The sequence below is a fragment of the Haloparvum sedimenti genome (assembly GCF_001462205.1).
Classification (GTDB): Archaea; Halobacteriota; Halobacteria; order Halobacteriales; family Haloferacaceae; genus Haloparvum; species Haloparvum sedimenti.
Genome location: NZ_LKIR01000135.1, coordinates 195,306 through 217,698 on the forward strand (window position 1 = coordinate 195,306; position 22,393 = coordinate 217,698).

Consider the following 22,393-nt stretch of genomic DNA (forward strand, 5'->3'; position numbering starts at 1 on the left):
GGGGCGACTCCCGCCGTGAGTGCAGCTCGGTTCCTCCGTCCGTTGCGGATCGCGCCCCTGTTCCTCGATCGCTGGATGCGGGTCCGAGGGAGCGGTCGGATCCGGCACGTTTCTGTCGGGGCGGAAGGTTTGTACGCGCGGACGGACTGCCTGGGGGCATGGACATCGACGCCCTCGACACGCTCGGGCGGGTCCCGCACGGGGGGGTGGACGACCCCCACGTGCTGGACTTCAGCGCCAACACGAACCCCGAGTCGCCGCGAGGGACCGCGCCCGTCTACGACGCCGCCTTCTCCGCCGCCCGACGCTACCCGGCCGACGACTACTGGGAGTTCCGCGGGGCGGCGGCCGACTACGTCGGCTGTGAGGGGCCGCAGGTGATCCCCGCGGCCGGCGCGCTCGCCGGCATGCGGCTGCTGTTCTCCGTGACCCTTTCGGCCGGCGACAGCGTCCTCCTCCCGCGCCCCTCGTTCTCGGAGTACGCCCACGAGGTCCGGCTACAGGGCGCGGAACCGCGGTTCGTCGACCACGACGCGATCCTCGACGCCGACCCCAGCGACCACGCGGTCGCGGTCGTCTGCAACCCGAACAACCCGACCGGAGAGGCCCACTCCACGGGACGGCTCCAGGCGTTCGCGCAGCGGTGCCGCGAGGCGGACACGACGCTTTTGGTCGACGAGGCGTTCCTCGATTTCACCGACCGCGCGAGCCTCGCCGGCGAGCCGGGCGTCGTGGTCGCCCGCTCGCTGACGAAGATCTTCGGCCTCCCCGGGCTTCGAGCCGGGTTCCTCGTCGCCACCGGCGACTGTCGCGACCGACTGGAGACCGCCCGCATCTCGTGGGGGATCTCGGTGCCGGCCGCGGCGGTCGCGGTCCACTGTCTCGACGACGAGGCGTTCGTCCTCGAGACCCGCGAGCGCGTCGAACGGGAGCGCGAACGCATGCGCGAGCGGCTCGCGACGCGCTTTTCGGTCTTCCCCTCCGACGCGCCGTTCCTCCTGTTCGACGTGGGGGACGACGGCGTCGACGACGTCCTCGACGAGGCCCGCGAGGCGGGGATCGCGCTGCGGGACGCCCGGAGCTTCAGGACGCTCGACAACCACGTCAGGACCGCCGTCCGCCGTCCGGCCGAGAACGACCGCCTCCTCGATGCCCTCGAGGTGTGAGGTGGCGGACGCCGACTCCCCGACGGGCGCGGACGACGCGAGCGTCTTCGACGCGACCGTTCGCGACGGCGTCTGTCGCCTCGCCTGTCCCGGCTTCCGCGTCCTCTCGACGGGGTTCGACGGCGGCGTCCGTGACGCCAACGCGGTCTACAACGTCACCGTTCCCGAGGGCTGGGACGAGGAAGGACACCGAGACCTCGCCGCGTACGTCGACGAGCGCGTCGCCGCGGCGGGGTTTCCGGAACGACCCGCCGCGCCCGCGCTGTTGACCGGCGTCGACCAGGTTCACGCCCGCCGCGCCCGGCTCGGACCCGTCGAGGTCGTCGCGACCGCCGGGCTCTCGAACCCCGCCGCGCTTCCGGTCGACGGCGCTGTCGCGCCCGGACCGTCTCCGTCCGGCGCCGATGCTACCGGCGCCGTCGCCCACGACGCCGATGCTACCGGCGCCGTCGCCCACGACGCCGATACCGCCCCTTGTCATGACGGCACGGTGAACCTTGTCGTCGGGACGGCGCGCGACCTCGCACCGGGCGCGCTCGCGAACCTGGTTGCGGTCGCCGCCGCGGCCAAGGCCGCCACGCTGCTTTCCGTGACGGGCGTCCCGGACACGACCTCCGACGCCGTCGTCGTCGCCAGCGACCCGGCAGGTGAGCCGGCCGCCTTCTCCGGCGCGGCGACCGCCGTCGGGGGCGCCGCGCGCGCCTGCGTCCGTGACGCGGTGCTGGCGTCGCTCCGGTCGCGGTACGGCCCCGAAACGGACGACTCGATCCCCGACTCCGTCGACGACGCGACCTACGGCGTGACGACCGACGAGCGGGCGGCGGTATCGCCGCTCGGGACGGGCGACGAAACGGAGCACTGATCGAGAACGGGGGCGCGGCCGAGCCGACGGGAGGGGACTACGCCTCCGCGAACGCCTCGCGCGCCGCCTCGAGGAACTGGTTCGGGAACTCGACGTGCGGGAGGAGTTTCGCCCGGTCGAAGACGACGAGCCGGGCGTCCGATGCGTCCGCCAGGTCGCGGCCGTCAGAGAGCGGCGACACGTCCGCCTCGCGTCCCCAGACGATCGTCGTCGGAACGTCGGCGTCGACGAGGCCGGCGAGCTCTGCACCGAGGTCGACCTCGGAGTTGAGGTAGCCGGAGACGAACGACGCGGCCGCGTAGCGCGCGCCCGGGACGTGGCTCGTCCGCCACTCGAAGTCGGTCCACTCCGCGGTCGCGTTCGAGGGGTCCGCGTAGGCGTGGTCGGCGTTGAAGTACCGGATCGCGGGCTTGGAGGTGATCAGGTTGAACAGCGCCTCGCCGGCGACGGGCGACCGGATCAGTTCGCGGAGCCACGGCTTCGGCGGCGAGGGGCCGGCGGTCGTCGTGGGACAGACCAATAGGAGCCCGGAGACCGGGGCGCCCTCGTCCGCGCCGGGGGTCCCGTCGGCGGGCGTCGCGGCGCTCGCGACGTAGGCGGCCGACAGCGAGGAGGCGACCACGCGCGGCGCGTCGTACCGCGCGAGGAAATCGCAAACGAAGTCCTCGTACAGGGCCGCGGAGTAGCGCAGCGCCGGCCGGTCCGAGCGGCCGTATCCCGGTAGGTCGGGCGCGACCACGTGGTGGTCGGCGGTGAGGTCGCCGAACACCTCGCGCCACTCGCCAGCGCTGCCGGCGGCGTTGACGCCGTGAAACAGCACGAGCGTCGGGTCGTCGGGGTCGCCGGCCTCGGTGTAGGCCACGTCCATTCCGCGCCACCGGAACGTCTCCCGGTCGCCCGGCAACGGTGGTTCGGGCGGCTCGTCCACGCGGAGGCGGCCGTTCAGCCCGACGGTGGCACCCACGCCGACGGCGGCGGCGCTCGCGAGAGTCCTGAGCTTCATGGAAAACTGTTGGGTCGCGGACGACTTATACCCGCGGTCCGGCTTCTCGCCGCGAGCACGGACGAGGGTTCCCGACGTGGCGGCCCTCCGACCGCGATCAACCGTTCCGCCGCGATCAGTCGTCCCGCTGCTCGCGGACGCACTCGGCGATGGGAGCGACGAGTTCGTCGGCGACGGTGTATGGGTCGGTCTCGCGGGCCAGCACGCGGTCGGCCAGCGCGTCGATCCCGCCCCGGTCGTCGATGGCCGCCTCGACGAGTTCGCCCACGTCGTTGCGGACCAGTGCCCGGATCTCGGTGGCGTACCGCTGGCGGGCCTTCGCCTCGAGCCGGCCGGATTCCTCCAGATACGCCCTGTGGGCGTCCAGCGCGTCGATGAGGTCGTCGACGCCCTCGCCGTCGGTCGCTACCGTCTCGATCACGCTCGGCTCCCACGCCTTCTCGTCGGGGGACTCGCCGCTCTCGTCGCCGTCCTCCGCGTCCGGGTGTTCGGGAACGTCGAAGCCGTGGTGCCCAGTCTCCAGCCCCTTCGTCGGGCTCTCGCGCATGTGGAGCATCTCCTCCAGCTCCGCGACGGTGCGCGTCGCGCCGTCCATGTCGGCCTTGTTGACGACGAACACGTCGCCGATCTCGAGGATCCCCGCCTTCAGCATCTGCACGTCGTCGCCGGAGCCGGGTTGGACCAGCACCGCGACGGTGTCCGCCGTCTTCACCACGTCGACCTCGTTCTGACCGGCTCCGACCGTCTCGACGATGATCCGGTCCTTGCCGAACGCGTCGAGCGCCTTCACCGCGTCCGCGGTCGCCGTCGAGAGGCCGCCGAGCTGCCCGCGGGCGCTCATCGACCGGAAGAACACGTCCATGTCGCCGACGTTCGAGGCCATCCGGATGCGGTCGCCCAGCACCGCGCCGCCGGTGTACGGCGAGGAGGGGTCGACCGCGATGATCCCCACCGTCAGCCCGGCGTCGCGGTAGCGGCGCGCGAGCTTGTCCACGAGCGTCGACTTGCCGGCGCCGGGCGAGCCCGTCACGCCGATCACCTCCGCGTCGCCGGTGTGCGCGTGGAGGTCTGAGACGATCTCCCGGTAGCCGGGCGAGTGGTCCTCGATCTTCGAGATCACACGCGCGAGCGCGCGGTGGCGCCCGTCGAGCAGCTCCGCGACGAGGTCGCGCTCCTCCGCGGCGCTCACCGCGCCACCTCCGGGTCTCCCCCGTCCATGCTCAGTCCCGCTCCGGGGCGTTCGCCCGGACGAACTCGATGGTTTCCTCCATCGGCGTGCCGGGGCCGAACACCTCGGCGACGCCGAGCTCTTTCAGCTCCCGCTCGTCGTCGTCCGGGATGATCCCGCCGACGAGGATGAGGGTGTCCTCGAACGCGCCGTACTCCTTGAGTCCCTCGATGACCTTCGGGACGAGGGTGTTGTGCGCGCCCGAGAGGATGGAGATCCCGAGCACGTCCACGTCCTCTTGCACGGCCGCCTGCACGATCTCGTCCGGCGCTCGGTGGAGCCCCGAGTAGATGACTTCGAAGCCGGCGTCCCGGAACGCCCGCGCGATGACGTGCGCGCCGCGGTCGTGACCGTCGAGGCCGACCTTCGCGACGAGACACCGGATCGTCCGCCCTTCCTGTTCCGCGCTCATACCCCCGGATTCGCGCAGGGGCGGTTTGACTCTAACGGAAGTTCGGGCAGAATATCCCCGCACCGGAGACGCCCGCGCCGCTCGATGCCGTCAGGCCGGCGGGAAGTGACGGCGCTGTAGCGGTGCTTGGGGGTGTGATGCGGTGCTGTGCAGTCGGCGCGCGCGAGCAACGCGCGCGAGGGAGCCCGCAGTCGCGGTCGCGCAGCGGGGCAGTGCGGTTCGCGCGACCGCGACTGCGGCGAGGCTGGGGAGGTGTGAGGCTGCGGTTGCGGTGCGGAGGGTGGACTGAACGGGGCAGCCGGCTCGGTCCAGCCCCGGCGCCGCAAGCGACGCGAGAGCGAAGCACTCGCTAGTCTGAGTCTTCGTCACAGGCACCGGCGGGCGTTGTGGAGAGCGAGGAGCACAGCGCGTGCCGCGTTCGCGAGGAACGAGCGGGAGCCCGTGAGTCGCAGCTCGGCAGCCCGCTACTACAGGCAGCCCGGACCGTCTCACGACGGCCGGACCGAGCCGGCTGGGGCTTTCTGGGTGGTGCTGTCCAGATCAACAGGATCGATCACTCAGCAGGATCGACAGTCCGAGTCGCCGTGTCCTCAAAGCCGGTTTCGCAGCGCCTCGTTCATCGCCTCGACGGGTGCCTCCTCGCCGGTCCATATTTCGAACGCCTCGACCCCCTGGAACAGTAGCATCCACGCGCCGTCGACCGTCGTCGCGCCGGCGTCGGCCGCGTCCCGGAGCAGGCGCGTCTCGATCGGGGCGTACACCGCGTCCAGCACCGCGAGGTCGGGATGGAGCAGCTCCGCGGGGACCGGCGTCTCGTCGGCCTCCATCCCGACGCTCGTCGCGTTGACCAGCACGTCCGCGGCGGGGACTTCGGACGCGAGCGTGTCCAGCCCCCCGCCGGTGGCGGCCGGTACGTCGGCCGCGAGCTCCTCGGCCCGTTCGACGGTCCGGTTGGCGACGTGCACCGTCGCGCCGGCGTCCGCGAGCGCGAACGCGGCCGCCCGTCCCGCGCCGCCGGCGCCGACGACCACGGCGTCCGCGTCGGCGAGAGACACGTCGTGGTACGTGAGCGCGCGCGTGACGCCCGCGGCGTCGGTGTTGTACCCCCGCGGCGCGGGCGCGTCGGGGTCCGTCACGGAGTCGAAGCCGGACTCGTGGGTCGGCGCGAAGTCGACCGTGTTCACCGCGCCGATCCGGTCGGCGAGCGCGTCCGCCTCGACGAACCCGAGCGCGTCCTGTTTGAAGGGGATCGTGACGTTGAGCCCCGAGACCCCGAGCGCGGCCGCGCCCGTGAGCGCGGTCTCGAGGTCAGCGGGCGCCGGCTCGAAGGTGACGTATCGCGCGTCCAGTCCGCGTTCCTCGTAGCCCGCCTCGTGAAGCGGCGGCGACAGCGAGTGCCCCACCGGGTTGCCGATCAGGCCGTAGACATCCATACCGGGCGGGCGTGCGCCGCCGGCAAAAGTCCGCCGCTCGCGGCGATGCGCCGCCGTCGAACGCGCCGAACCAGCCTCAGAATCGTGTCCGCGACCCGCCGCCCGACCCGCCGTCGTCCCGCCCGAGCGCCTTCCTGAGGAACCGCATCCAGCGTTTGCGGTCGGCTGCCTCCTGGCGCTGCTCCTCGCTCTCGAGATCCGCGGGCCCGAGCGACTCCAGCGCGTCGAGCGCGCGGTCGATGCCGATGATCGAGTCGGCGAGTCGCTCGCCCTCCGCGAAGGAGACCTCGTTCTCCTCGATGCGCTCCAGTCGCTCGATGCGCTCCCGGCGGAGGTTCCGCTTGGCCCGCTCCACGCGGTCGCGCTCGCCCGACGGCACCGTCTCGCGCCGCTTGATCTCGAAGACGAACTCCTGAAGCGGGACCTCCTCGCCCTGGACCTCGATCCGGTCGGGGATCGACGCCCCAACCGTCGCCGCCTCCCGGTTGACCCGTTCGAGGAGCTGTTTCCGCTGGTACTCCTTCACGCCCGCGGGTAGGCGGCGGACCCACTTCGCTCCTTCGTCGACCGGCCGCGGACGGGACGCGGGTCGGCGTCCTTCGGCACGCCGACGATGGACGCGGTTAACCGCCCGGCGCCCGAAACTGGTCCATGGAGCGGCTGGAGGACGAACTCGACCGGGCGCGCGACCTCGACCCCGACACGCTGGCGGACGCCATCGAGGCCATCGGCTTCGAGTGCACGCGCTGTGGCGCCTGCTGTAAGGGGTACGCCCCGGCGGAGAGTGGGGGAGCGGGCGAGCGCGCGGACGCGAACGATGCCGACCGCGAGCCCCACACCGCGACGGTGTTCCCGGACGAGGTCCGCGGCCTCGTGGACGCCGCGAACGAGACGCTCGCGGAGGGGGACCGCGGGGACGCGGACCCGAGCGAAGCGGACGCCGAGGCCTACGACTGGCGCGACGTGGCCCGACCGATGCCGTACGGACTGACCGAGGGCGAGGACGGCGAGCCGACCGGCGAGACCTTCGAGTGGGCGATCCAGACCGACGCCTGCGGGGACTGCACCTTCTACCGCGAGGCGGGCGGCCCGGACGGGAGCGGGGCGTGTGCGGTTCACGAGGACCGCCCCCTCATCTGTCGGACGTATCCCTTCAGCGTCGCGCTCGGCGGGACGAGCCAGCCGATGGGCGAGGCGGTCGACGCGGAGGGAATGGTGCGCGCTCACGAGTGCGAGGGGCTCGGACGCGACATCTCCCGCGAGGAGGCCGAGGAGCTGGCCGCGGCGCTGAAGGAGCGCGCCGTCCGGGAGATCGAGGAGGCGATCGCGGTGCGGGACAACTACGATCCGACGGTCGCGGCCGGCGCCGAGACCGACGCCGACACCGGTTCCGACGCCGAGACCGACGCCGACACCGGTTCCGACGCAGCGGTCGTGGTTCACGATTCGGAGGGGCAGAAACGCCCCGACGGAACCCGGATCGGCCCGGACGCGTAGCCAAACGCGTCGGCGGTACAACTATTAGTGTCCATCGCAAGCCTCCGGGTGGAGTCTACATATGGAAATTTCGGACGAACTCCTCTGTCTGTTCAGCGCCGAAGTGCGGGAGAACGGGGACGACTACGTGCTCGACGTCCCCCGCCGCGAGGTCGAGACCGGGTCGGTCGAACCCGGCGAGACCTACCGCGTCGCGCTCATTTCCCGGACCGGCGAGGGAGGCGCCGGCGACTCCGGCGCCGACGAGGGTGCAGCGACCGGCGACGCCGGCGGCCCACAGCCCCCGGTCGAGCCCGGCGAGATGCGCTACGTCGAGATCGAGGACATCGGCAAGCAGGGCGACGGTATCGCTCGCGTCGAGCGAGGCTACGTGATCATCGTCCCCGGCGGCGAGGTCGGCGAGCGCGTCAAGGTCGAGGTGACGGAGGTGAAGTCGAACTTCGCCGTGGGCGAGATCGTCGAGGAAGGGGTCTGATCTACGCCGCGTCGGTGTCGGGGGTAGCGTCCGCATGTTCGTCGTCCGCGGTCGTCGCGCCGTCCGTGGTCGTCGTGTCGTCATCCGCGTCGGTCGCCGTATCGCCGTCCGCGTCGGTCGGCTTCCCGGGAACCCGCGCGTCCCAGTAGGAGACCGACGCGACGTAGTCGCCGGGGACCGTGCGACCGACCGTCTCGTCGGCCGCGCGGAACGCCCGCGCTACCCACCCGGGGAGGTTGCGGTAGAAGCCGTACGGAAGCACGAAGTCGTGCGCCTCGCCAGCGAGTTGCAGGTCCGCGGCCGACAGCATCGAGACCACGTCGTCCTCGGAGTAGAGCCGCGACCCCATCGGCAGCAGCCACGTGTACAGCACCCTCGCGCTACGCCGATTGAACGTATCGAAGAAGACCTGATCCTTCGAGACGCGCCGGAGTTCGCGGAGAAACGGCGCCGGCTCGTCCATCAGGTGGAAGAAGCGCATCGCGACGACCGAGTCGAAGTGGTCGTCCGGGAACGGGAGCCGCGAGGCGTCCCCACGCATGAACTCCACGCGGTCGGAGAGACCGGACTCTTGCACCTTGCGGCGTCCCTGTTCGAGCATCTCGCGCGAGATGTCGAGCCCGACGATGTCGGCGCCCTGGTCCGCCAGCATCGTCGTGAACCGTCCCGTCCCGCACGCTACTTCGAGCACGCGCTTGCCCTCGACGGGACCGACCGCGGAGAGCACCGCCTCCTTCTCGCGGCGGTCGATGACCCGCCCGCCGTCGCCGAACCGAACGTCGTCGTACTCCTTGGCGACGTCGTCGGCCTGGTACCATTCCTGTCCTTTCACGTTCACATCGTTCCACGCCCGAACGACAAAACCGTACTGGATGCCGACCGACCGCGGGCGCGGCCGTCCGCGCTGGCCCCGACCACGCCCGGCTGATCGAGGCCGGTCGACGGGTACACCGCTCCCGATCGTTCAGGATCGTAAAGTATGATATAATCACCTTATATTGTCCGTATCGGTATCCCCCATATGTAGCTAACCTTTACCACGCACGATCTGCTTTCTGCGAGCATGAGCACTAGTCCCGCAGAGGCTCACAGCCAGGAGACCCTTTCGGAGAGCGAGTTCCGCGAGCGCCTTCGCGAACTCCCCCCGAGCGCCAAACTCGTCGCGAAGGTACTCGAGAGCGACTCGCCGCTCTCACAAGGGCAACTCGCCGACGAATCGCTGCTGCCCGACCGGACGGTCCGCTACGCCCTGAACCGCCTCGAGGAGTCCGAACTCGTCGCCTCGCGCTACAGCTTCAAGGACGCCCGCAAGCAGGTCTACTACCTGACCAAGTAGCTGTCGTCCGGCGGCCGCTCCTCGCCCTGACCACACGCGGAGCGGACACCGTATTTCCCTCTTTGACTACGCGCGGAGCCGACGCTGTTCTGATTGCGCGTTCGACGGCCGTCTTCCGGCTATCACGGGGGTCTTTTAACCGTCCGGCGCAAGAGACCCGGGTATGAAGCTCTCGGTGGTCGTCCCGACTCTGAACGGTCGGGATCGCCTCGGCGACTGTCTCGACGCGCTCTCGAGGGTCGCCCCCGACGCGGAGGTGGTCGTCGTCAACGGCCCCTCCGCGGACGGAACCACCGGGATGGTCCGGGACCGAGAGGACGTGGACGTGCTCGTCGAACTCTCGGACCGGACGGTCAACGTCGCCCGCAACGCCGGCATCGAGGTGGCCGGGGGAGACGTGGTCGCGCTCGTCGACTTCGACCACCGAGTCGAGACGGGATGGCTGGACGCGCTCCGGGAGGGTCTCGACCGTGCTGCCGTGGTGACGGGACCGGTTCGCGAAGCCGGCGACGGCGAGGACACGTCCTCCGAGCCCACGGACGTGGGCCCCGAACGCCGCACCATCGCCGGTCGAGAGGTGACGTACGTCGAGGGCGGAAACGTCGCCTTCCGTCGCGGCGTCCTCGACGACCTCGACGGGTTCGACGAGTACCTCGAAACCGGCGGCTCGCGGGACGCCGCCCACCGCCTCGCGGGGATGGACCACAAGGTCGCGTTCAGCCCCGACCTGGCCGTCACCCACGAGTCCGCCGCCCCGACCGCGGTCGACGGCGGTCGTGACGGCCGCGACTGGGGCTGGAAGTACCGCGCGCTCGCCTACCGACTCGTGAAGAACTACGGCGTTCGCCCGACGGTGCTGCGCCGCACCCTCAGCCACGCCGCGAGCGACTCCCTCTCGGTCGCCCGGGACGTGTTCGGCGGCAGGGCGACCCCTTCCGGCTGGATCGGCAACGGTCGCGACGTGTTGGCCGGGATCGCGACCGGCGCCTCCGACGGCGCCGTGGCGCGACGCCGAGACCGGAGTCCGGCGCGGAACCCACACGGCATTTCCACACGGGCGGATCGGGCGGTCGCGAAGTACGAGTGGCGCTGAGGCGGAGCAGTCCCGCCACCGCGGCGTTCCTTTTTGTCCCCCCGGCCCGTTGGGACGCGTGTGGTTACCACCGAGGCGCTGCTGTTCGGCGACAGACCCTCCAAGAGCGTCTCGCTCGTCGTCACCTACGCGGCGATCACGATGACGGCGCTCGTGGGTGCGGCGTTCGCGGGGACCGTCTCGCCCGACGCCACGATCACGACGCTGTTGCGGCAGGACCTCCTGTCGGTGGTGCTGTTCGCCGCCCCCGGCCTGATCGCGCTCGGCGGCGGCTACGCCCGGTGCGGCGCCCCGGCCTGCCTCTCGGTCGGGGTCGTTCCGGGCGCCTCCGTCGCGGTTCTGACCGCCGCGGTGGGCGTGCTCGACGTTCTCGCAGGCGGTACTCCCGGCGTGACGCTCGGGTTCGCGTTCGCGGGATCGGTCGCGTACATCGGCCTTCTGCGCGCGTTCCTGGGCTACTGTGCCGGCGTCACCGTCGCGCTGCTCGTCGACGCGCGGCGGACCGCGATGGAGCCCGACCGGGAGTCGGACGCCTGACCGAGCCGCGACCCTTATTCGCCCCGCCGCACAAGCCGCGCCCGTGCGACGGTTCAGCGCCGACTACCTCGAACGCACCCGCGAGGGGATGTGGGCGGACGGGCGCGCGGCGCTCGCCGATCTCGACCTTGCGGACCGACGGCGCATCCTCGACGTCGGGTGCGGCACCGGGGAGCTGACGCGCGTCCTCGCCGCCGAGGTGCCCGTGGACGCGACCGTAATGGGCGTTGACGCAGACACGGACCTCCTCGATGCCGCCCGCGAGCTCGATGAGGGGGAACCCGACCCGATCCCCTACCTCGCGGGCGACGCGACCCGTCTTCCGTTCCCGGACGATGCCTTCGATCTGGTGGTCTGTCAAGCGCTGTTGATCAACCTCCCGGAGCCGTGCGCAGCGGTGCGGGAGTTCGCCCGCGTCTCCTCGGAGTTGGTCGCCGCGGTCGAGCCGAACAACGCCGAGGTGGGCGTCGCCTCGACGGTCGACGCCGAGGAGCGACTGGAGCAAGAGGCCCGCGAGGCGTACCTCGCCGGCGTGGACACCGACGTGGCGCTGGGCGACCGCGTCCGCCGACAGTTCGCGGCCGCGGGACTCGAGGACGTGTCGGTTCGGCGCTACCACCACGAGAAGCGCGTCGAACCGCCCTACTCCTCGGCGGCAATGGAGGCGGCCGCGCGGAAGGCCAGCGGCGCAGGGTTGGCCGACCACCGCCGCGAACTGGAGGCGTGGCTGTCGGCTGAGGAGTACGCCGATCTCCGCCGGCGCTGGCGGGCGATGGGTCGGGACGTAGTCGACGAGATGCAGACGGGGGAGTACGAGCGCGTCGAGGTGGTCCCGTTCGACGTGACGGTCGGGCGCGTCCCCGAGCGCTGAGTCGGGCGCGTCCCCGAGCGCGGACGACGACCGCCTACTGCGTCCGTACGACGACGGTGTTCCCCAGGATGTCGCCGAGCCGCTGGCCGTCGTCGGTGACGAAGATCAGGACGATGCCGATCAGGTACAGGAACGGCAGCGCGTCCACGATCCGAAGCAGGTTGCGGATCGCGGCCGCCTTCAGGTCGCAGTCCCCGCCGTCCTCGGTGACGACGACGATGCCAAGGACGCGCTTGCCGAGGGTCTGCCCGTAGGTCCCCTCGAGGTAGATGAAGTACGCGAGCGCGCCGATCCCGGCGAGTCCGCCGACGACGCCCGCGAGGCTCTCGCTCACGAGGCCGACGACGACGACCAGTACCGTGGCCGCGATCCCGACGACCAGGCTGTCCACCAGAAACGCGAGGATCCGCGGGACGAGCGTATCGTTCTGCGTGCCGAGTTGCGGTGTGGGTCTGTCCATACGGCGGATGTTGCCGGCATCCTACTTAAGGCTCCGTGTGACAGGGGCACGACGACGAGGCTGCGATACGGAAGGCGGGGGGTTCGGAGCGAGTTCGACGGTACCTCCTGCGGCGTTCGAGATTTTTCTTCTGCCGTTGATCCTGTTGCTTCGTCGACATCGTCCGGAAACCCCCCAGCCGGCTCCCGCTACGACGCGGTTTCTGTGTCTCTTGCAGAACCTGCTGATCGGGACAGCACCGCCCAGCCGGCTCGATCCGGCCGCGTACCGGCAGGCGGTCCGGGCATTCCGTTGCGTCTCTCAGCAACGCCCGACGGACGGGTCCGGGCTGCGACTGCCGTCGTCCCGCTCGGCAAGCTCGCGGGACCCTCGCTGCGCTCCTCGCTCTCCGCTTGGCGAGACAAACCGCGTCTCGCGAGCCTCCAGCGTGCAGTAGCGCGCCGAAAATCGGAGATTTTCGAGCCGCCGTTCGCTCCGCACCGCGCTCACGGCGACGCTGGAGACACCGCCCGCTGCGGTGCTTGTCTGGCAAGACGGTCCGGGCGTTCCGTTGCGTCTCTCGGCACAGCCCGACGGACGGTTCCGGGCTGCGACTTGCTGACTCTCGCTCGGGAGGCTCGCGAGAGCGTCGTCGGGGCCGGATCGAGCCGGCTGCCCCTTTCAGTCCCACCCCGCACTGCGACCGCACCGCAGGCCTCACACCTCCCCAGCCTCGGGCTGGACGCGGCCGCGGAACAGCACCGCAGCGCGGCCGCGTTCAGCCCTCCCTCGCGCGGGCGCGGCGACACAGGGTCGCCGCGGCACGCGCCGACTGCACAGCACCGCATCCGACCGCTCACACCGCATCCGACCGCTCAGCACCCCATCGCGAGAGCGCGTGTCGGGTCGAAAACCCCTCAGCGCCAGACGGTCCCCGAAGTCGGGCCGAGGCTGATCGTCCCGCTGTCGGCGTCGACTGCTCCGCTAGAGACGAGCACCTCCGGCTCCCCGGCGATCGGAACCGTCACGCTCTCGTCACCGCGGTTGACCGCGACCGTCAGCGCGTCGTCCCCGCTCCCGGGTGGAGAGCGGTCGGCCGCGGGGATATCGGCTGCCTCCGCGACGACCGAGCCGGCGTCCGCCGCCGGGTCCGGCGCGGCCGGGTCGTCGAGAACGCGCCGGAAGACGACCAGGTCCCCGCCGGAACGCTCGCGGTCCACGCGCAGATCGCCGCGTCGAAGCGCACGTTCCCCGGTCCGAAGGCTCGTTAGCTCCCGCACGTACGACAGCAGGTCGCGGTTTTGCGCGTCGGGGTCCCACGTCATCGGTCGGCGACAGTCGGGGTCCTCGCCGCCGGTCATCCCCACCTCGTCGCCGTAGTAGACGCAGGGCGTGCCGGGGTAGGAGAAAAGCAACAGCAGCGAGAGGCGTGCGAGCGACTCGTCGCCGTCACAGCGGTGGAGCAGCCGCGGCGTGTCATGGCTGCCCAGCAGGTTGAACTGCACGTCGGTCACCTGCCGCGGGTAGCGCGCGAGCAGGCCGTCAAGGGCGTCCGCGAACGCCGTCGCGTCGGTCTCGCCCTCGGCGACGAAGTCGTGGACGGCGTCGGTAAACAGGTAGTTCATCACCGCGTCGAACTGGTCGCCGCGGAGCCACGCGCGGGAGTCGTGCCACACCTCGCCGAGGATGTAGGCGTCCGGCTTGGCGCTCGTGACCGCCTCGCGGAAGTCGCGCCAGAAGGCGTGGTCGACCTCGTTGGCCACGTCGAGCCGCCAGCCGTCCACGTCCACCTCCTCGATCCAGTAGGTCGCCACGTCAAGCAGGTACTCCCGGACCTCGGGGTGCTCGGTGTTCAGCTTCGGCATGTACGGCTCGAACGCGAACGCGTCGTAGGTGGGTCGCGGCTCGAACTCGACCGGGAACTCGTGGACGTGGAACCAGTCGGCGTACTCCGAGTCCGCGCCGTGTTCGACCACGTCCTGAAACGGCTCGAAGCCGCGGCCGCAGTGGTTGAAGACGGCGTCGAGCATGACGCGCATCCCGCGGTCGTGCGCTTCGTCGACCAGTTCGCGGAGGTCCTCCTCGTCGCCGAACTGGGGGTCGATGGTCTCGTAGTCGGTGGTGTTGTACTTGTGGTTCGACGGGGAGGCGAAAAGCGGGGTGAAGTAGAGCGCGGTGACCCCCAACTCGTCGAGGTAGTCGAGGTTGTCGATGACCCCCCGCAGGTCGCCGCCGTAGAAGCTGTCGCGGTCGGGTTTGCCGCCCCACTCCTCGACGCCCTCTGGGTCGAGTTCGGGGTCGCCGTTGGCGAACCGCTCGGGGAAGATCTGGTAGAAGACGGCGTCGGAGACCCATTCCGGCGGGTCGTGCACGTCCGCGGGGTTGACGAACGGGTACTCGAAGCAGTCGGCCGCGCCCGCGGGGTCGTCGACCGGAAGGTCCGCGACCGCGGCCGCCTCGAAGCCGCGCTCGTGGTACAGCAGTTCCTCGCCCCCCGCGCCGCTCCCGTCGGCCCCGACGAGGTGGAACGCGTACGCGAGCCGCCGGTGCGGCGGTTCGACCGCGGCCTCCCAGTAGTCGAAGCGCTCGTCGTGCCCGACGCGGCGCATCGGCGTCAGCGAGGACGTGCCCGGCCAGTCGTACTTGTCGCCCCACAGCACTGTCGCCGAGTCCACGTCGCCCCGCTCCGTGCGGATCCTGAGGTGGACCGTCTCCGCGTCGTACGCGTACGCCTGCTCGCTCTTTGGCCGGTGATGGACCGCGGCTCGGTGGATCACGATGGTGTCCGTGAGACCGCCCCGTGGCTAAAGCGTTACGCGTCGCTCGAGATTTGTGATGCAGTATTTCGTAGTACGTTTTCAGATCGGGGTTTCTCGGGATAGGACCCGATAAGCTCTGCGAGAACCGGTTCGCTACTGGCGTGAGAGTGAGAACCAATCCCTAATCTTTACAACAGTGAACTCATTATTCATCACAGATTCACCCATGGCTTGGAAACGGCGGAAACTACTCGGTGCACTGGCTGGAACGGGCGCGGTCGGCATGGCCGGCTGTGTCAGCGTGGACGACAGCGGCGACGGCGGGTCGGGCGGTTCCGGAGGATCCGGTGGAGGGGCAACCGACGAAAGCGGCTCCGGAAGTTCGGACGGTGAGAGCGGTCCCGCGGGCGAGGCCGAGTTCTGGTACGAGCTACAGGAGGGCGAACTTCAGCTGATGGAGGACGCCATCGCGGACTACAACGGCTCGGCGGACTACGCCGTCGAGGGCGTCAACATCGCAGAGATGCAGGACCGGCTCACCAGCTCCATCCCCACCGGCGAAGGGCCGGAGCTGTTCATGTGGGCACACGACTGGGCGGGCGACTTCGCGGACAGCGGGTTCCTCTCGGCACAGACCGGCGAACTGGACGTCGACCTCGGAACGTACACCGAGGCCGCGCAGGGCGCCGCCCAGTTCCAGGGAGAGACATACGGGCTCCCCGTCAGCGCCGAGACGGTCGCCCTCCTGTACAACAAGGAGATGGTCGACGAACCGCCCGAGACCATCGAAGAGATGAAGTCGATCATGGAGGAGCACCACGACCCGGCCAACAACCAGTACGGGCTGTCGTACAACATCGACGCCTACTTTATCAGCGGCTACGTCCACGCCTTCGACGGGTTCTACTACCGAACAGACGGCCACGAGCTCGGACTCACCAACGAGGAGACCCTCCGCGGGCTCCGCGTGATCACCGAGGACCTGTGGCCCTACGCGCCCAACGACACGGAGTACGAACCGCAGGTCGCGGTGTTCCACGAGGGGAACGCTCCCTTCGCGGTCAACGGTCCGTGGGAGCTGGGCAACGTCGACTTCGATGTCGGCGTCGCGGAGCTCCCCGCCCCCGAGGGAGGGACGCCGGCACCCTACTCCGGCATCCAAATGGTCTACTTCGCGGACGGAATCGAAGAGGATCCGGATCGCGCCGCTGCCGGCCGCGACTTCGCGCAGTGGTACACCACCAACACCGACGTGCTCCAAGAACTCGCGGAAGAGCAGGGGTTCATCCCCGTACTCGACGAACTCGCCGGGAGCGAAGACCTCCCCGAGGCGGTGCAGGGCTTTTCCGCCTCCGCCGCGGCTGGGACGCCGATGCCGGCGCATCCTCGGATGAACGACGTGTGGAGCCCCACGGAGGACGCCATCCTCAATGTGCTCACCGGCGAGGTGGACCCCGAGGAGGCGATGGCGGAGGCCGAGAGCCGGATCCGCGAGAACTGGGAATAATCGATGGCGACGACCGACGTCGCACAGCACGTCCGCGAGTACGAGCTTCCCCGGTGGCTCAGTGACAACCTCGCGCTGTTTCTGGTGCTTCCCGGCCTGTTCTTTTTCCTGTCGTTCGTTGCGATCCCGCTCGTCTACCTGATCGGGCTCTCGTTTACTGACGCTGCGCTCTCGACGATGTTCCAAGACGCGCCGGGCCTGTGGGGAACCGTGTTCGGGGAAGCCGATTTCGTCGGCTTCGCGAACTACGCGGAACTGCTGTCCGACAGCCAATTCTACCGCTCGTTCGGCATCACCTGGCTCTTCGTCGCGACGAGCGTGGTCGGGAAAGTGTTGCTGGGTGTCGGGATCGCGATGGTCCTGACACACCACTGGGTCCGCGGAAAGCGGCTCATGCGTGCACTCGTCATTCTCCCGATGGGACTACCGAACATCTTCACGATCACCATCTGGCGCGGCGCCTTCTCCTCGGCGCAGTTTGGTCTCGCGAACCAGCTTCTGGCCTTCTTCGGGATCGGCCCGATAGCGTGGTTCAGCGACAGGTGGCTCGCCTTCTTCACGTACAACGTGACGGAGATGTGGCTCGCGTACCCGTTCCTCGTGATCATCACCGTGAGTGCTCTCCAGAACGTACCGACCGAGCTTCACGAAGCGGCGAAGGTCGACGGGGCCGGATTCCTGAGTCGGTTCCAGCACGTGACCATGCCCGCGATCAAGCGACCGGTAATGTTCGCCTCGATCCTCACCGCAGCCGCATCGTTCCAGCAGTTCCTGATCCCGTTCATCTTCAACCGGGGCGGACCGGCGCGGGCGAACGAACTCGTGTTGCTGTACGGCTACCGCGAAGCGTTCGAGTTCCGTGAATTCGGTGAAGGCTCGGCGATCATGCTTACCGCCGTGGCCATCATCGGCCTGTTCATGATCGTGGCCGCAACAAAAGGCGATCTCGCGGAGGGGGCCCACTGATGTCACTCCTGTCCGCAATTGCCGCCCAGATCCGTGACGACCTCAAAGCGATCCCCGAGGCGGTCGCCGACTGGTACCACAAGAGCCGGTACAAGCTCGACCTCTACCGGCGTGGGAAGATCGGCTTCCCGCAACTGGTCGCTCCGGTCGTGTCCTCGCTCGGTGCGCTGGTGCTCGTGGCGGGGCTGATGTTCCCCGTCTACTGGATCGCGCTCGCAGCGCTGTCGGGGGAGGGCGCGTCGCTGTACTCCTCTAGCGGCTTCCGGGTCGTCCCGGACGGCTTCAATCCGCTACTGCTGGTGACCGAGGGCGACCTCTGGATGGGGATGGACCTGTCCGCGTTCGTCTGGGTCATCGGCGACGTGGTGATACCCAGCCTCCGCGTCTCGATCCCGTTCACCGACCTCAGCGTCGTGACAAGCGAGACGACGCTGTTCCGGGCGGCCGACTACGGCGTCGAGAACCCCTCGGACTTCACGACGTACGCGTGGAACTCCCTGACGGTCGCGATCCCGACGGTTATCATGGCGATGATCGTCATCGTGCCCGCCTCCTACGCGCTCTCGCGCCGGGAGTTCCTCATGCGAAAGAAGGTGCTGTACGGCTACATCCTCTTCACGCAGGTCGGCGGCGGACTCGGACTGGCGATGCTCATCGCCGTCTTCGCCATCTTCGCCGGGCTCGATCTGACCAACAGCAAGTTCGCGCTGGCGGTCTACTACGCCGCGATGGCGGTCCCGTTCAACACGTGGCTCCTGAAGACGTTCATGGACTCGATCCCGCCCTCCTACGAGGAGGCGGCGGTGATGGACGGCGCGCCGCCGTGGCGGGTCGTCTGGGAGATCATCCTCCCGCTGTCGAAGGCCGGCCTCGCGGCCGTGTTCATCTTCGTCTTCCTCGCCGGGTGGATGGAGTTCATCGTCGCACAGACCGTGCTCCGACCGGAGAACTACACGCTCCCGGTCGGCCTGTTCGCGCTGATCGACGAGTACTCGGTGCCGTGGGCGCGCTTCTCGGCGTTCGCGCTGACGTTCGCGGCGCCGGTGATGTTCGTCTACCTGTTCGCGCAGCGGTACATCGAGTCCGGGCTCTCGTTCGGCGGCATGGAGGGCTGACCGCCGACCGCGCCCCGTTGCGGTCCGCTTTTTCTCCGCTCAGTCCGCGTCGATCCGACAGCCCGCCGAGTAGTCGATTCCGTCGAGGGTGGTGATGCCCTCGTCGCCGCAGGTCGGACAGTCGGGATTCCGCTGGTACGGCACCGTCTCGAAGGTCATGTCCATCGCGTCGTAGAACAGCAGCCGGCCTTCGAGGGGCTCGCCGGCGTCGAGCAGGAGCTTCACCGCCTCGGTCGCCTGGATGCAGCCCACCGTTCCGGGCAGCACGCCGAGCACGCCGGTCGCGGCGCAGTCCGGCACCGTCCCCGGTTCGGGCGCCTCCGGGAACAGGCACCGGTAGCAGGGCCCTTCGGGCGTCAGCGTCGTCACCTGCCCCTCGAACTTGTAGATGGCGCCGTGTGCGACCGGGACGCCCTCGATGCGCGCGGCGTCGTTGACCACGTACCGCGTCGAGAAGTTGTCCGCGCAGTCGACGACCACGTCGCGGTCGGCGATCAGCTCGCGGGCGTTGCTCGCGTCGAGGCGCGTCTCGTGGGTCACCACGTCCACGTCGGGATTGAGCGCCTCGACGTAGCGGCGGGCCGACGCCACCTTCGGATCGCCCACGTCCGCGTCCGCGTGGACCACCTGTCGCTGGAGGTTCGACCGTTCGACGATGTCGTCGTCGACGAGGTGGATCTCCCCGACGCCCGCGGCCGCGAGGTACTGGATGACGGGCGCGCCGAGCCCACCCGCGCCGAGCACCAGCGCCGAGGCCTCCAGCAGGCGCTTCTGTCCCCCCGGGCCGACCTCGTCCATGATGATGTGTCTGGAGTAGCGGTCGAGCTGCGTCGCGTCGAGCGAGAGGGTCATACCGACACGTTCGGAACTGGCGGAGTTAAGGCTGCGGGAGGCGGGGACGCGCGGCGCGGAAGCGCGGCCGGGCCGCCACGGACGCACCGCGAGGGACGGTGCCGTCGCTCACGGGGTGAGAAATGGAAGACGGGTTCGGCGGCGGTGAGCCGCGCGGAGCGGCTTACTTGCCGCGGCGGCGGTCGCCCGAGATGGACGGCCGCGTGTGCTCGGTGCCCTTGCCGCGCTGGTTCTGGCCGCGACCCTTACTGCCGGCCGAGGTGAGTCCGCGGAAGGCGCGACCCCGGTGCTCGTCGTCGCAGATCCAGTTGAGGTCGTCGTCGTTCTCGATCGCGGGATGAGCGGGGTCCACGAGGATCACTTCGTGCCACTTCTGGGAGCCGTCCTCACCGACCCAGTAGGAGTTGAGCACGCGCAGGTTGCGGTACTTCCGCGAGGCGCGCTCCTCGGAGATGCGCTGGATCGACTTGCGTCGCGAGAGGCGGTTCACACCCTGCCGCTTCGAGCGGCGACCGGCGGTGAACCGCTCCTTGCGCGAGCCGCCCTTGCGGACCGCCACGCGGGCGACGATGACGCCCTGCTTCGCCTTGTAGCCCAGTTCGCGGGCCTTGTCGAGGCGGGTGGGGCGCTCGATGCGCTCGATGGCGCCCTGTTCACGCCACTCCTGTTTGCGCTGCCACTGCAGTTCGGCGAGCTTCCCCTCCTTGGGGGAGCGCCACGCTTCCTTGATGTGCGAGTAGAAACTTCGTGCCATAGTGTTGTCCACGGACGCTTCCGATTCAGTCCTGGCGGCGGGAGCCGCGTTCCGGACCACATTTCGTCCCGTCCTCCGGCCGCGAGGCGGCCGGGAGCGGCGGGTGCCCGCTGGACGCCCGTACCAGCGAGTTGTCGAGTCTACCCGGCGAACCGTTTTAACCACTTCGCATCCGCTCGGGCGTGCGAGGCGACCACACGCCCCGCGAGCCGAAGCTCCGCGGGGGCTCCGAACCACCCGACACGGCGACCGTACCGCTTAACTATTCTTCAGAGAATACCCGGCCATGAGCAAGATAAGCGTCGAGATCCCCGACGAGCTGCTCGCGGACCTCGACGAGCACGTCGGCGAGGACGGGAAGTTCGTGAACCGGAGCGACGCCGTCCGGGCGTCGATCAGGAAGACGCTGGACCTGCTGGACGAGATCGACGAGCGCCACGGGCGGCTGGAGGACGAGGCGGCGGACGCGGGCGCGAGCGCCGGTGACGGGGCAACGGGCGGCGACGTGGGGGACGCCGAATGAGCCGGTCGGTCGGCTCGGGCGGCCCGGGCGTCGCGCCCGGCACGACGCCGGTCGACCGCGTCGCGGTGGCGCAGGTCGGCCTCGTGGCGCTTTTCGTGACCGCGCTGGCGACCGCGCAGCTGACCGCGGCCAAGATCCTCGCGATCCCCCTTCCGTTCGGCCTCCCCGCGGTCGGCGCCGAGATCATGCTTCCGGGCGCGGCGCTGGCGTACGCGCTCACCTTCTTCGCGTCGGACTGCTACGCGGAGCTGTACGGCCGCCGCGCCGCGCAGGTGATGGTGAACGTCGCGTTCGCGATGAACTTCGTCGTGCTCGTGCTCGTCTGGTCGACGCTCGCGGCCCCGGCCGCGAACCCCGAGTTCGCGGAGACGTTCGCGGCCGCGCTCGCGCCCGCGACGAACATCGTCGCCGGGAGCCTGCTGGCGTACGTCGTCAGCCAGAACTGGGACGTGGTCGTCTTCCACGCGATCCGCGAGCGCACCGACGGCGACTACCTCTGGCTGCGCAACGTCGCCTCCACCGCGAGCAGTCAGGCCATCGACACGGTCATCTTCGTCGGCGTCGCGTTCGTCGCCGCGCCCGCGCTGTTCGGCATCGGCGACGCCCCTCCGACCGCGGTCGTGGTCGGCCTCGTCGTCGGGCAGTACCTGCTGAAGCTCCTGATCGCGCTCGTCGACACGCCGTTCGTCTACCTCGTCGTGGGCGCGGTGCGGGAGTAGAAGCTGCGCCGCGAATCCGGCGCAATCGGAGACAAAAACCCCAACAGGAACAGAAAAACGCCCCCGCGAGGGACAAAAACGTCCCGACGATAGCGGGCGTTTCGCGCTACTCCTCGGGGACGGTCGCGACCGTCGTGATCGCCTTCGGGCTGCCGGGTTTGGCCTGCTGGATGTGGTGTTCGAACTCCTCGTAGCCGGCGGCCTCGAACATGCGGTCGGCCCCCTCGGCGTCGTAGAACAGCATGATCGCGTCGGCGACCTTTCGCATCAGTTTCGAGTTCGGATAGTCCGGACCGACGACGAGGACCGTCGCGCCGGGCTTGGCGACGCGGCGGATCTCCCGGAGCCCCTCGACAGGTTCGGGCCAGTACTCGATGGAGCCGGACGACCAGACGGCGTCGAAGGAGTCGTCCGCGAACGGGAGCCGTTCGGCGTCGCCGCGGTAGAAGTGCACGCGGTCGCGCTTGCCGAACTTCTCGAACGCCTTCTCCATCTGGTGGACGCTCTGGTCGAGCCCGTGCACGTCGTCGGTGTACTGTAGCAGGCCCTCGGTTCCGAAGCCGGTGCCACAGCCCACGTCGAGCACGCGGTCGCCCGCCTGCACGTCGAGCCACTCCAGCGCCTCGTCGCGCATCGCCTCGTTCCAGACGAAGGGGTTGATCCGGTCGTACACCTTCGAGAGGTACTTGTAGAACAGGCGGGCCCGGGCCTTGTCCTCGAGGAGTCCCATCGCGCGTTCGTTGGAGCGGCCGGCCCATAACGGTGCGGATCCGGGGCGGCCGCCGGTCCGTCCGCGCGGACGAGCCGCTCAGTCGGGCGAGGCGGCTCCCAGTCCGGCCGGTTCGA

The 22,393-nt window shown here is 69.7% G+C and carries 24 protein-coding genes; 13 read left to right on the top strand and 11 right to left on the bottom strand.

Translation table 11 applies throughout. The features are described from left to right. The first annotated feature begins 158 nt into the window (after window positions 1-158). Window positions 159-1,166, top strand: coding sequence for an aminotransferase class I/II-fold pyridoxal phosphate-dependent enzyme (locus AN233_RS12985; RefSeq protein ID WP_058367197.1), 1,008 nt, complete (start codon window positions 159-161; stop codon window positions 1,164-1,166). Further along, window positions 1,150-2,028 carry an adenosylcobinamide amidohydrolase gene (locus AN233_RS12990; protein WP_058367198.1) on the top strand — a complete coding sequence of 293 codons (879 nt, stop codon included), beginning with the start codon at window positions 1,150-1,152 and terminating at the stop codon, window positions 2,026-2,028. Before AN233_RS12985 ends, AN233_RS12990 begins: the two co-directional genes overlap by 17 nt. A gap of 37 nt (window positions 2,029-2,065) precedes the next feature. On the opposite strand, the gene AN233_RS12995 is transcribed toward AN233_RS12990, so the two are convergent. The 5 genes from AN233_RS12995 to AN233_RS13015 all read right to left on the bottom strand — a co-directional run bounded on the left by AN233_RS12995 (window position 2,066) and on the right by AN233_RS13015 (window position 6,630). Further along, window positions 2,066-3,031 carry an alpha/beta fold hydrolase gene (locus AN233_RS12995; RefSeq protein WP_058367199.1) on the bottom strand — a complete coding sequence of 322 codons (966 nt, stop codon included), beginning with the start codon at window positions 3,029-3,031 and terminating at the stop codon, window positions 2,066-2,068. 115 nt (window positions 3,032-3,146) lie between these two features. After that, entirely contained in the window at window positions 3,147-4,220 is a 1,074-nt protein-coding gene (gene meaB, locus AN233_RS13000; protein ID WP_058367200.1) for a methylmalonyl Co-A mutase-associated GTPase MeaB, read from the bottom strand. 31 nt (window positions 4,221-4,251) lie between these two features. Next, window positions 4,252-4,671, bottom strand: a complete 420-nt coding sequence (locus AN233_RS13005) for a cobalamin B12-binding domain-containing protein (RefSeq protein WP_058367201.1) — start codon at window positions 4,669-4,671, stop codon at window positions 4,252-4,254. 590 nt (window positions 4,672-5,261) lie between these two features. Next, window positions 5,262-6,104, bottom strand: coding sequence for a shikimate dehydrogenase (gene aroE, locus AN233_RS13010; protein WP_058367202.1), 843 nt, complete (start codon window positions 6,102-6,104; stop codon window positions 5,262-5,264). Between the two features lie 76 nt (window positions 6,105-6,180). Further along, the gene (locus tag AN233_RS13015) at window positions 6,181-6,630 is read right to left on the bottom strand and encodes a DUF5788 family protein (protein ID WP_058367203.1); all 450 of its coding nucleotides are present in this window, start codon (window positions 6,628-6,630) and stop codon (window positions 6,181-6,183) included. Window positions 6,631-6,755: 125 nt separating this feature from the next. On the opposite strand from AN233_RS13015, the gene AN233_RS13020 reads away from it, so the two are divergent. Both AN233_RS13020 and AN233_RS13025 read left to right on the top strand, forming a co-directional pair. Then, the gene (locus AN233_RS13020; protein WP_058367204.1) at window positions 6,756-7,601 is read left to right on the top strand and encodes a YkgJ family cysteine cluster protein; all 846 of its coding nucleotides are present in this window, start codon (window positions 6,756-6,758) and stop codon (window positions 7,599-7,601) included. Window positions 7,602-7,662: 61 nt separating this feature from the next. Continuing rightward, window positions 7,663-8,076 (top strand): TRAM domain-containing protein, encoded by a 414-nt coding sequence (locus AN233_RS13025; RefSeq protein ID WP_058367205.1) that lies wholly within the window; start codon window positions 7,663-7,665, stop codon window positions 8,074-8,076. Between the two features lies 1 nt (window position 8,077). On the opposite strand, the gene AN233_RS13030 is transcribed toward AN233_RS13025, so the two are convergent. Further along, the gene (locus AN233_RS13030; protein ID WP_080508469.1) at window positions 8,078-8,908 is read right to left on the bottom strand and encodes a class I SAM-dependent methyltransferase; all 831 of its coding nucleotides are present in this window, start codon (window positions 8,906-8,908) and stop codon (window positions 8,078-8,080) included. Window positions 8,909-9,139: 231 nt separating this feature from the next. Between AN233_RS13030 and AN233_RS13035 the strand changes: the two genes are divergently transcribed. The 4 genes from AN233_RS13035 to AN233_RS13050 all read left to right on the top strand — a co-directional run bounded on the left by AN233_RS13035 (window position 9,140) and on the right by AN233_RS13050 (window position 11,913). Next, a complete protein-coding gene (locus tag AN233_RS13035; protein ID WP_058367206.1) occupies window positions 9,140-9,412 on the top strand; it encodes a helix-turn-helix domain-containing protein in 273 nt (90 codons plus the stop codon). A gap of 163 nt (window positions 9,413-9,575) precedes the next feature. Then, entirely contained in the window at window positions 9,576-10,505 is a 930-nt protein-coding gene (locus AN233_RS13040; protein WP_058367207.1) for a glycosyltransferase family 2 protein, read from the top strand. 60 nt (window positions 10,506-10,565) lie between these two features. After that, window positions 10,566-11,042: a hypothetical protein gene (locus AN233_RS13045; protein ID WP_058367208.1), complete on the top strand. Its 477-nt coding sequence runs from the start codon at window positions 10,566-10,568 to the stop codon at window positions 11,040-11,042. Between the two features lie 43 nt (window positions 11,043-11,085). After that, entirely contained in the window at window positions 11,086-11,913 is an 828-nt protein-coding gene (locus tag AN233_RS13050; protein ID WP_058367209.1) for a class I SAM-dependent methyltransferase, read from the top strand. 34 nt (window positions 11,914-11,947) lie between these two features. On the opposite strand, the gene AN233_RS13055 is transcribed toward AN233_RS13050, so the two are convergent. Together AN233_RS13055 and AN233_RS13060 are read right to left on the bottom strand one after the other, a co-directional pair. Continuing rightward, the gene (locus AN233_RS13055) at window positions 11,948-12,373 is read right to left on the bottom strand and encodes an RDD family protein (RefSeq protein ID WP_058367210.1); all 426 of its coding nucleotides are present in this window, start codon (window positions 12,371-12,373) and stop codon (window positions 11,948-11,950) included. An 896-nt stretch (window positions 12,374-13,269) separates the two neighbouring features. After that, complete coding sequence (locus AN233_RS13060; RefSeq protein ID WP_218055093.1) at window positions 13,270-15,129, bottom strand: glycoside hydrolase family 13 protein; 1,860 nt, start codon at window positions 15,127-15,129, stop codon at window positions 13,270-13,272. A 208-nt stretch (window positions 15,130-15,337) separates the two neighbouring features. On the opposite strand from AN233_RS13060, the gene AN233_RS13065 reads away from it, so the two are divergent. From AN233_RS13065 to AN233_RS13075, 3 genes are read left to right on the top strand one after another with little or no spacing between them, the layout of a single operon-like run. Beyond that, window positions 15,338-16,618 (top strand): extracellular solute-binding protein, encoded by a 1,281-nt coding sequence (locus AN233_RS13065; protein WP_058367212.1) that lies wholly within the window; start codon window positions 15,338-15,340, stop codon window positions 16,616-16,618. Window positions 16,619-16,621: 3 nt separating this feature from the next. Further along, window positions 16,622-17,584, top strand: coding sequence for a carbohydrate ABC transporter permease (locus AN233_RS13070; protein ID WP_058367213.1), 963 nt, complete (start codon window positions 16,622-16,624; stop codon window positions 17,582-17,584). Then, on the top strand, window positions 17,584-18,699 hold the full coding sequence (locus tag AN233_RS13075) for a sugar ABC transporter permease (protein ID WP_058367214.1): 1,116 nt from the start codon (window positions 17,584-17,586) through the stop codon (window positions 18,697-18,699). The genes AN233_RS13070 and AN233_RS13075 overlap by 1 nt, the downstream gene beginning before the upstream one ends. 39 nt (window positions 18,700-18,738) lie before the next feature. On the opposite strand, the gene ubaA is transcribed toward AN233_RS13075, so the two are convergent. Beyond that, window positions 18,739-19,551 (bottom strand): SAMP-activating enzyme E1, encoded by an 813-nt coding sequence (ubaA, locus tag AN233_RS13080; RefSeq protein WP_058367215.1) that lies wholly within the window; start codon window positions 19,549-19,551, stop codon window positions 18,739-18,741. Between the two features lie 163 nt (window positions 19,552-19,714). Further along, the gene (locus tag AN233_RS13085; RefSeq protein ID WP_058367216.1) at window positions 19,715-20,305 is read right to left on the bottom strand and encodes a 50S ribosomal protein L15e; all 591 of its coding nucleotides are present in this window, start codon (window positions 20,303-20,305) and stop codon (window positions 19,715-19,717) included. Between the two features lie 286 nt (window positions 20,306-20,591). Here AN233_RS13085 and AN233_RS13090 point away from each other — a divergent pair, with 286 nt between their 5' ends. Together AN233_RS13090 and AN233_RS13095 are read left to right on the top strand one after the other, a co-directional pair. Continuing rightward, the gene (locus AN233_RS13090) at window positions 20,592-20,828 is read left to right on the top strand and encodes a ribbon-helix-helix domain-containing protein (RefSeq protein ID WP_058367217.1); all 237 of its coding nucleotides are present in this window, start codon (window positions 20,592-20,594) and stop codon (window positions 20,826-20,828) included. Next, window positions 20,825-21,547 (top strand): queuosine precursor transporter, encoded by a 723-nt coding sequence (locus AN233_RS13095; RefSeq protein ID WP_058367218.1) that lies wholly within the window; start codon window positions 20,825-20,827, stop codon window positions 21,545-21,547. The genes AN233_RS13090 and AN233_RS13095 overlap by 4 nt, the downstream gene beginning before the upstream one ends. Window positions 21,548-21,653: 106 nt before the next feature. Here the strand turns inward: AN233_RS13095 and AN233_RS13100 are convergent, their stop codons facing one another. Then, window positions 21,654-22,277: a methyltransferase domain-containing protein gene (locus AN233_RS13100; protein WP_058367219.1), complete on the bottom strand. Its 624-nt coding sequence runs from the start codon at window positions 22,275-22,277 to the stop codon at window positions 21,654-21,656. Window positions 22,278-22,393 lie beyond the last annotated feature (116 nt).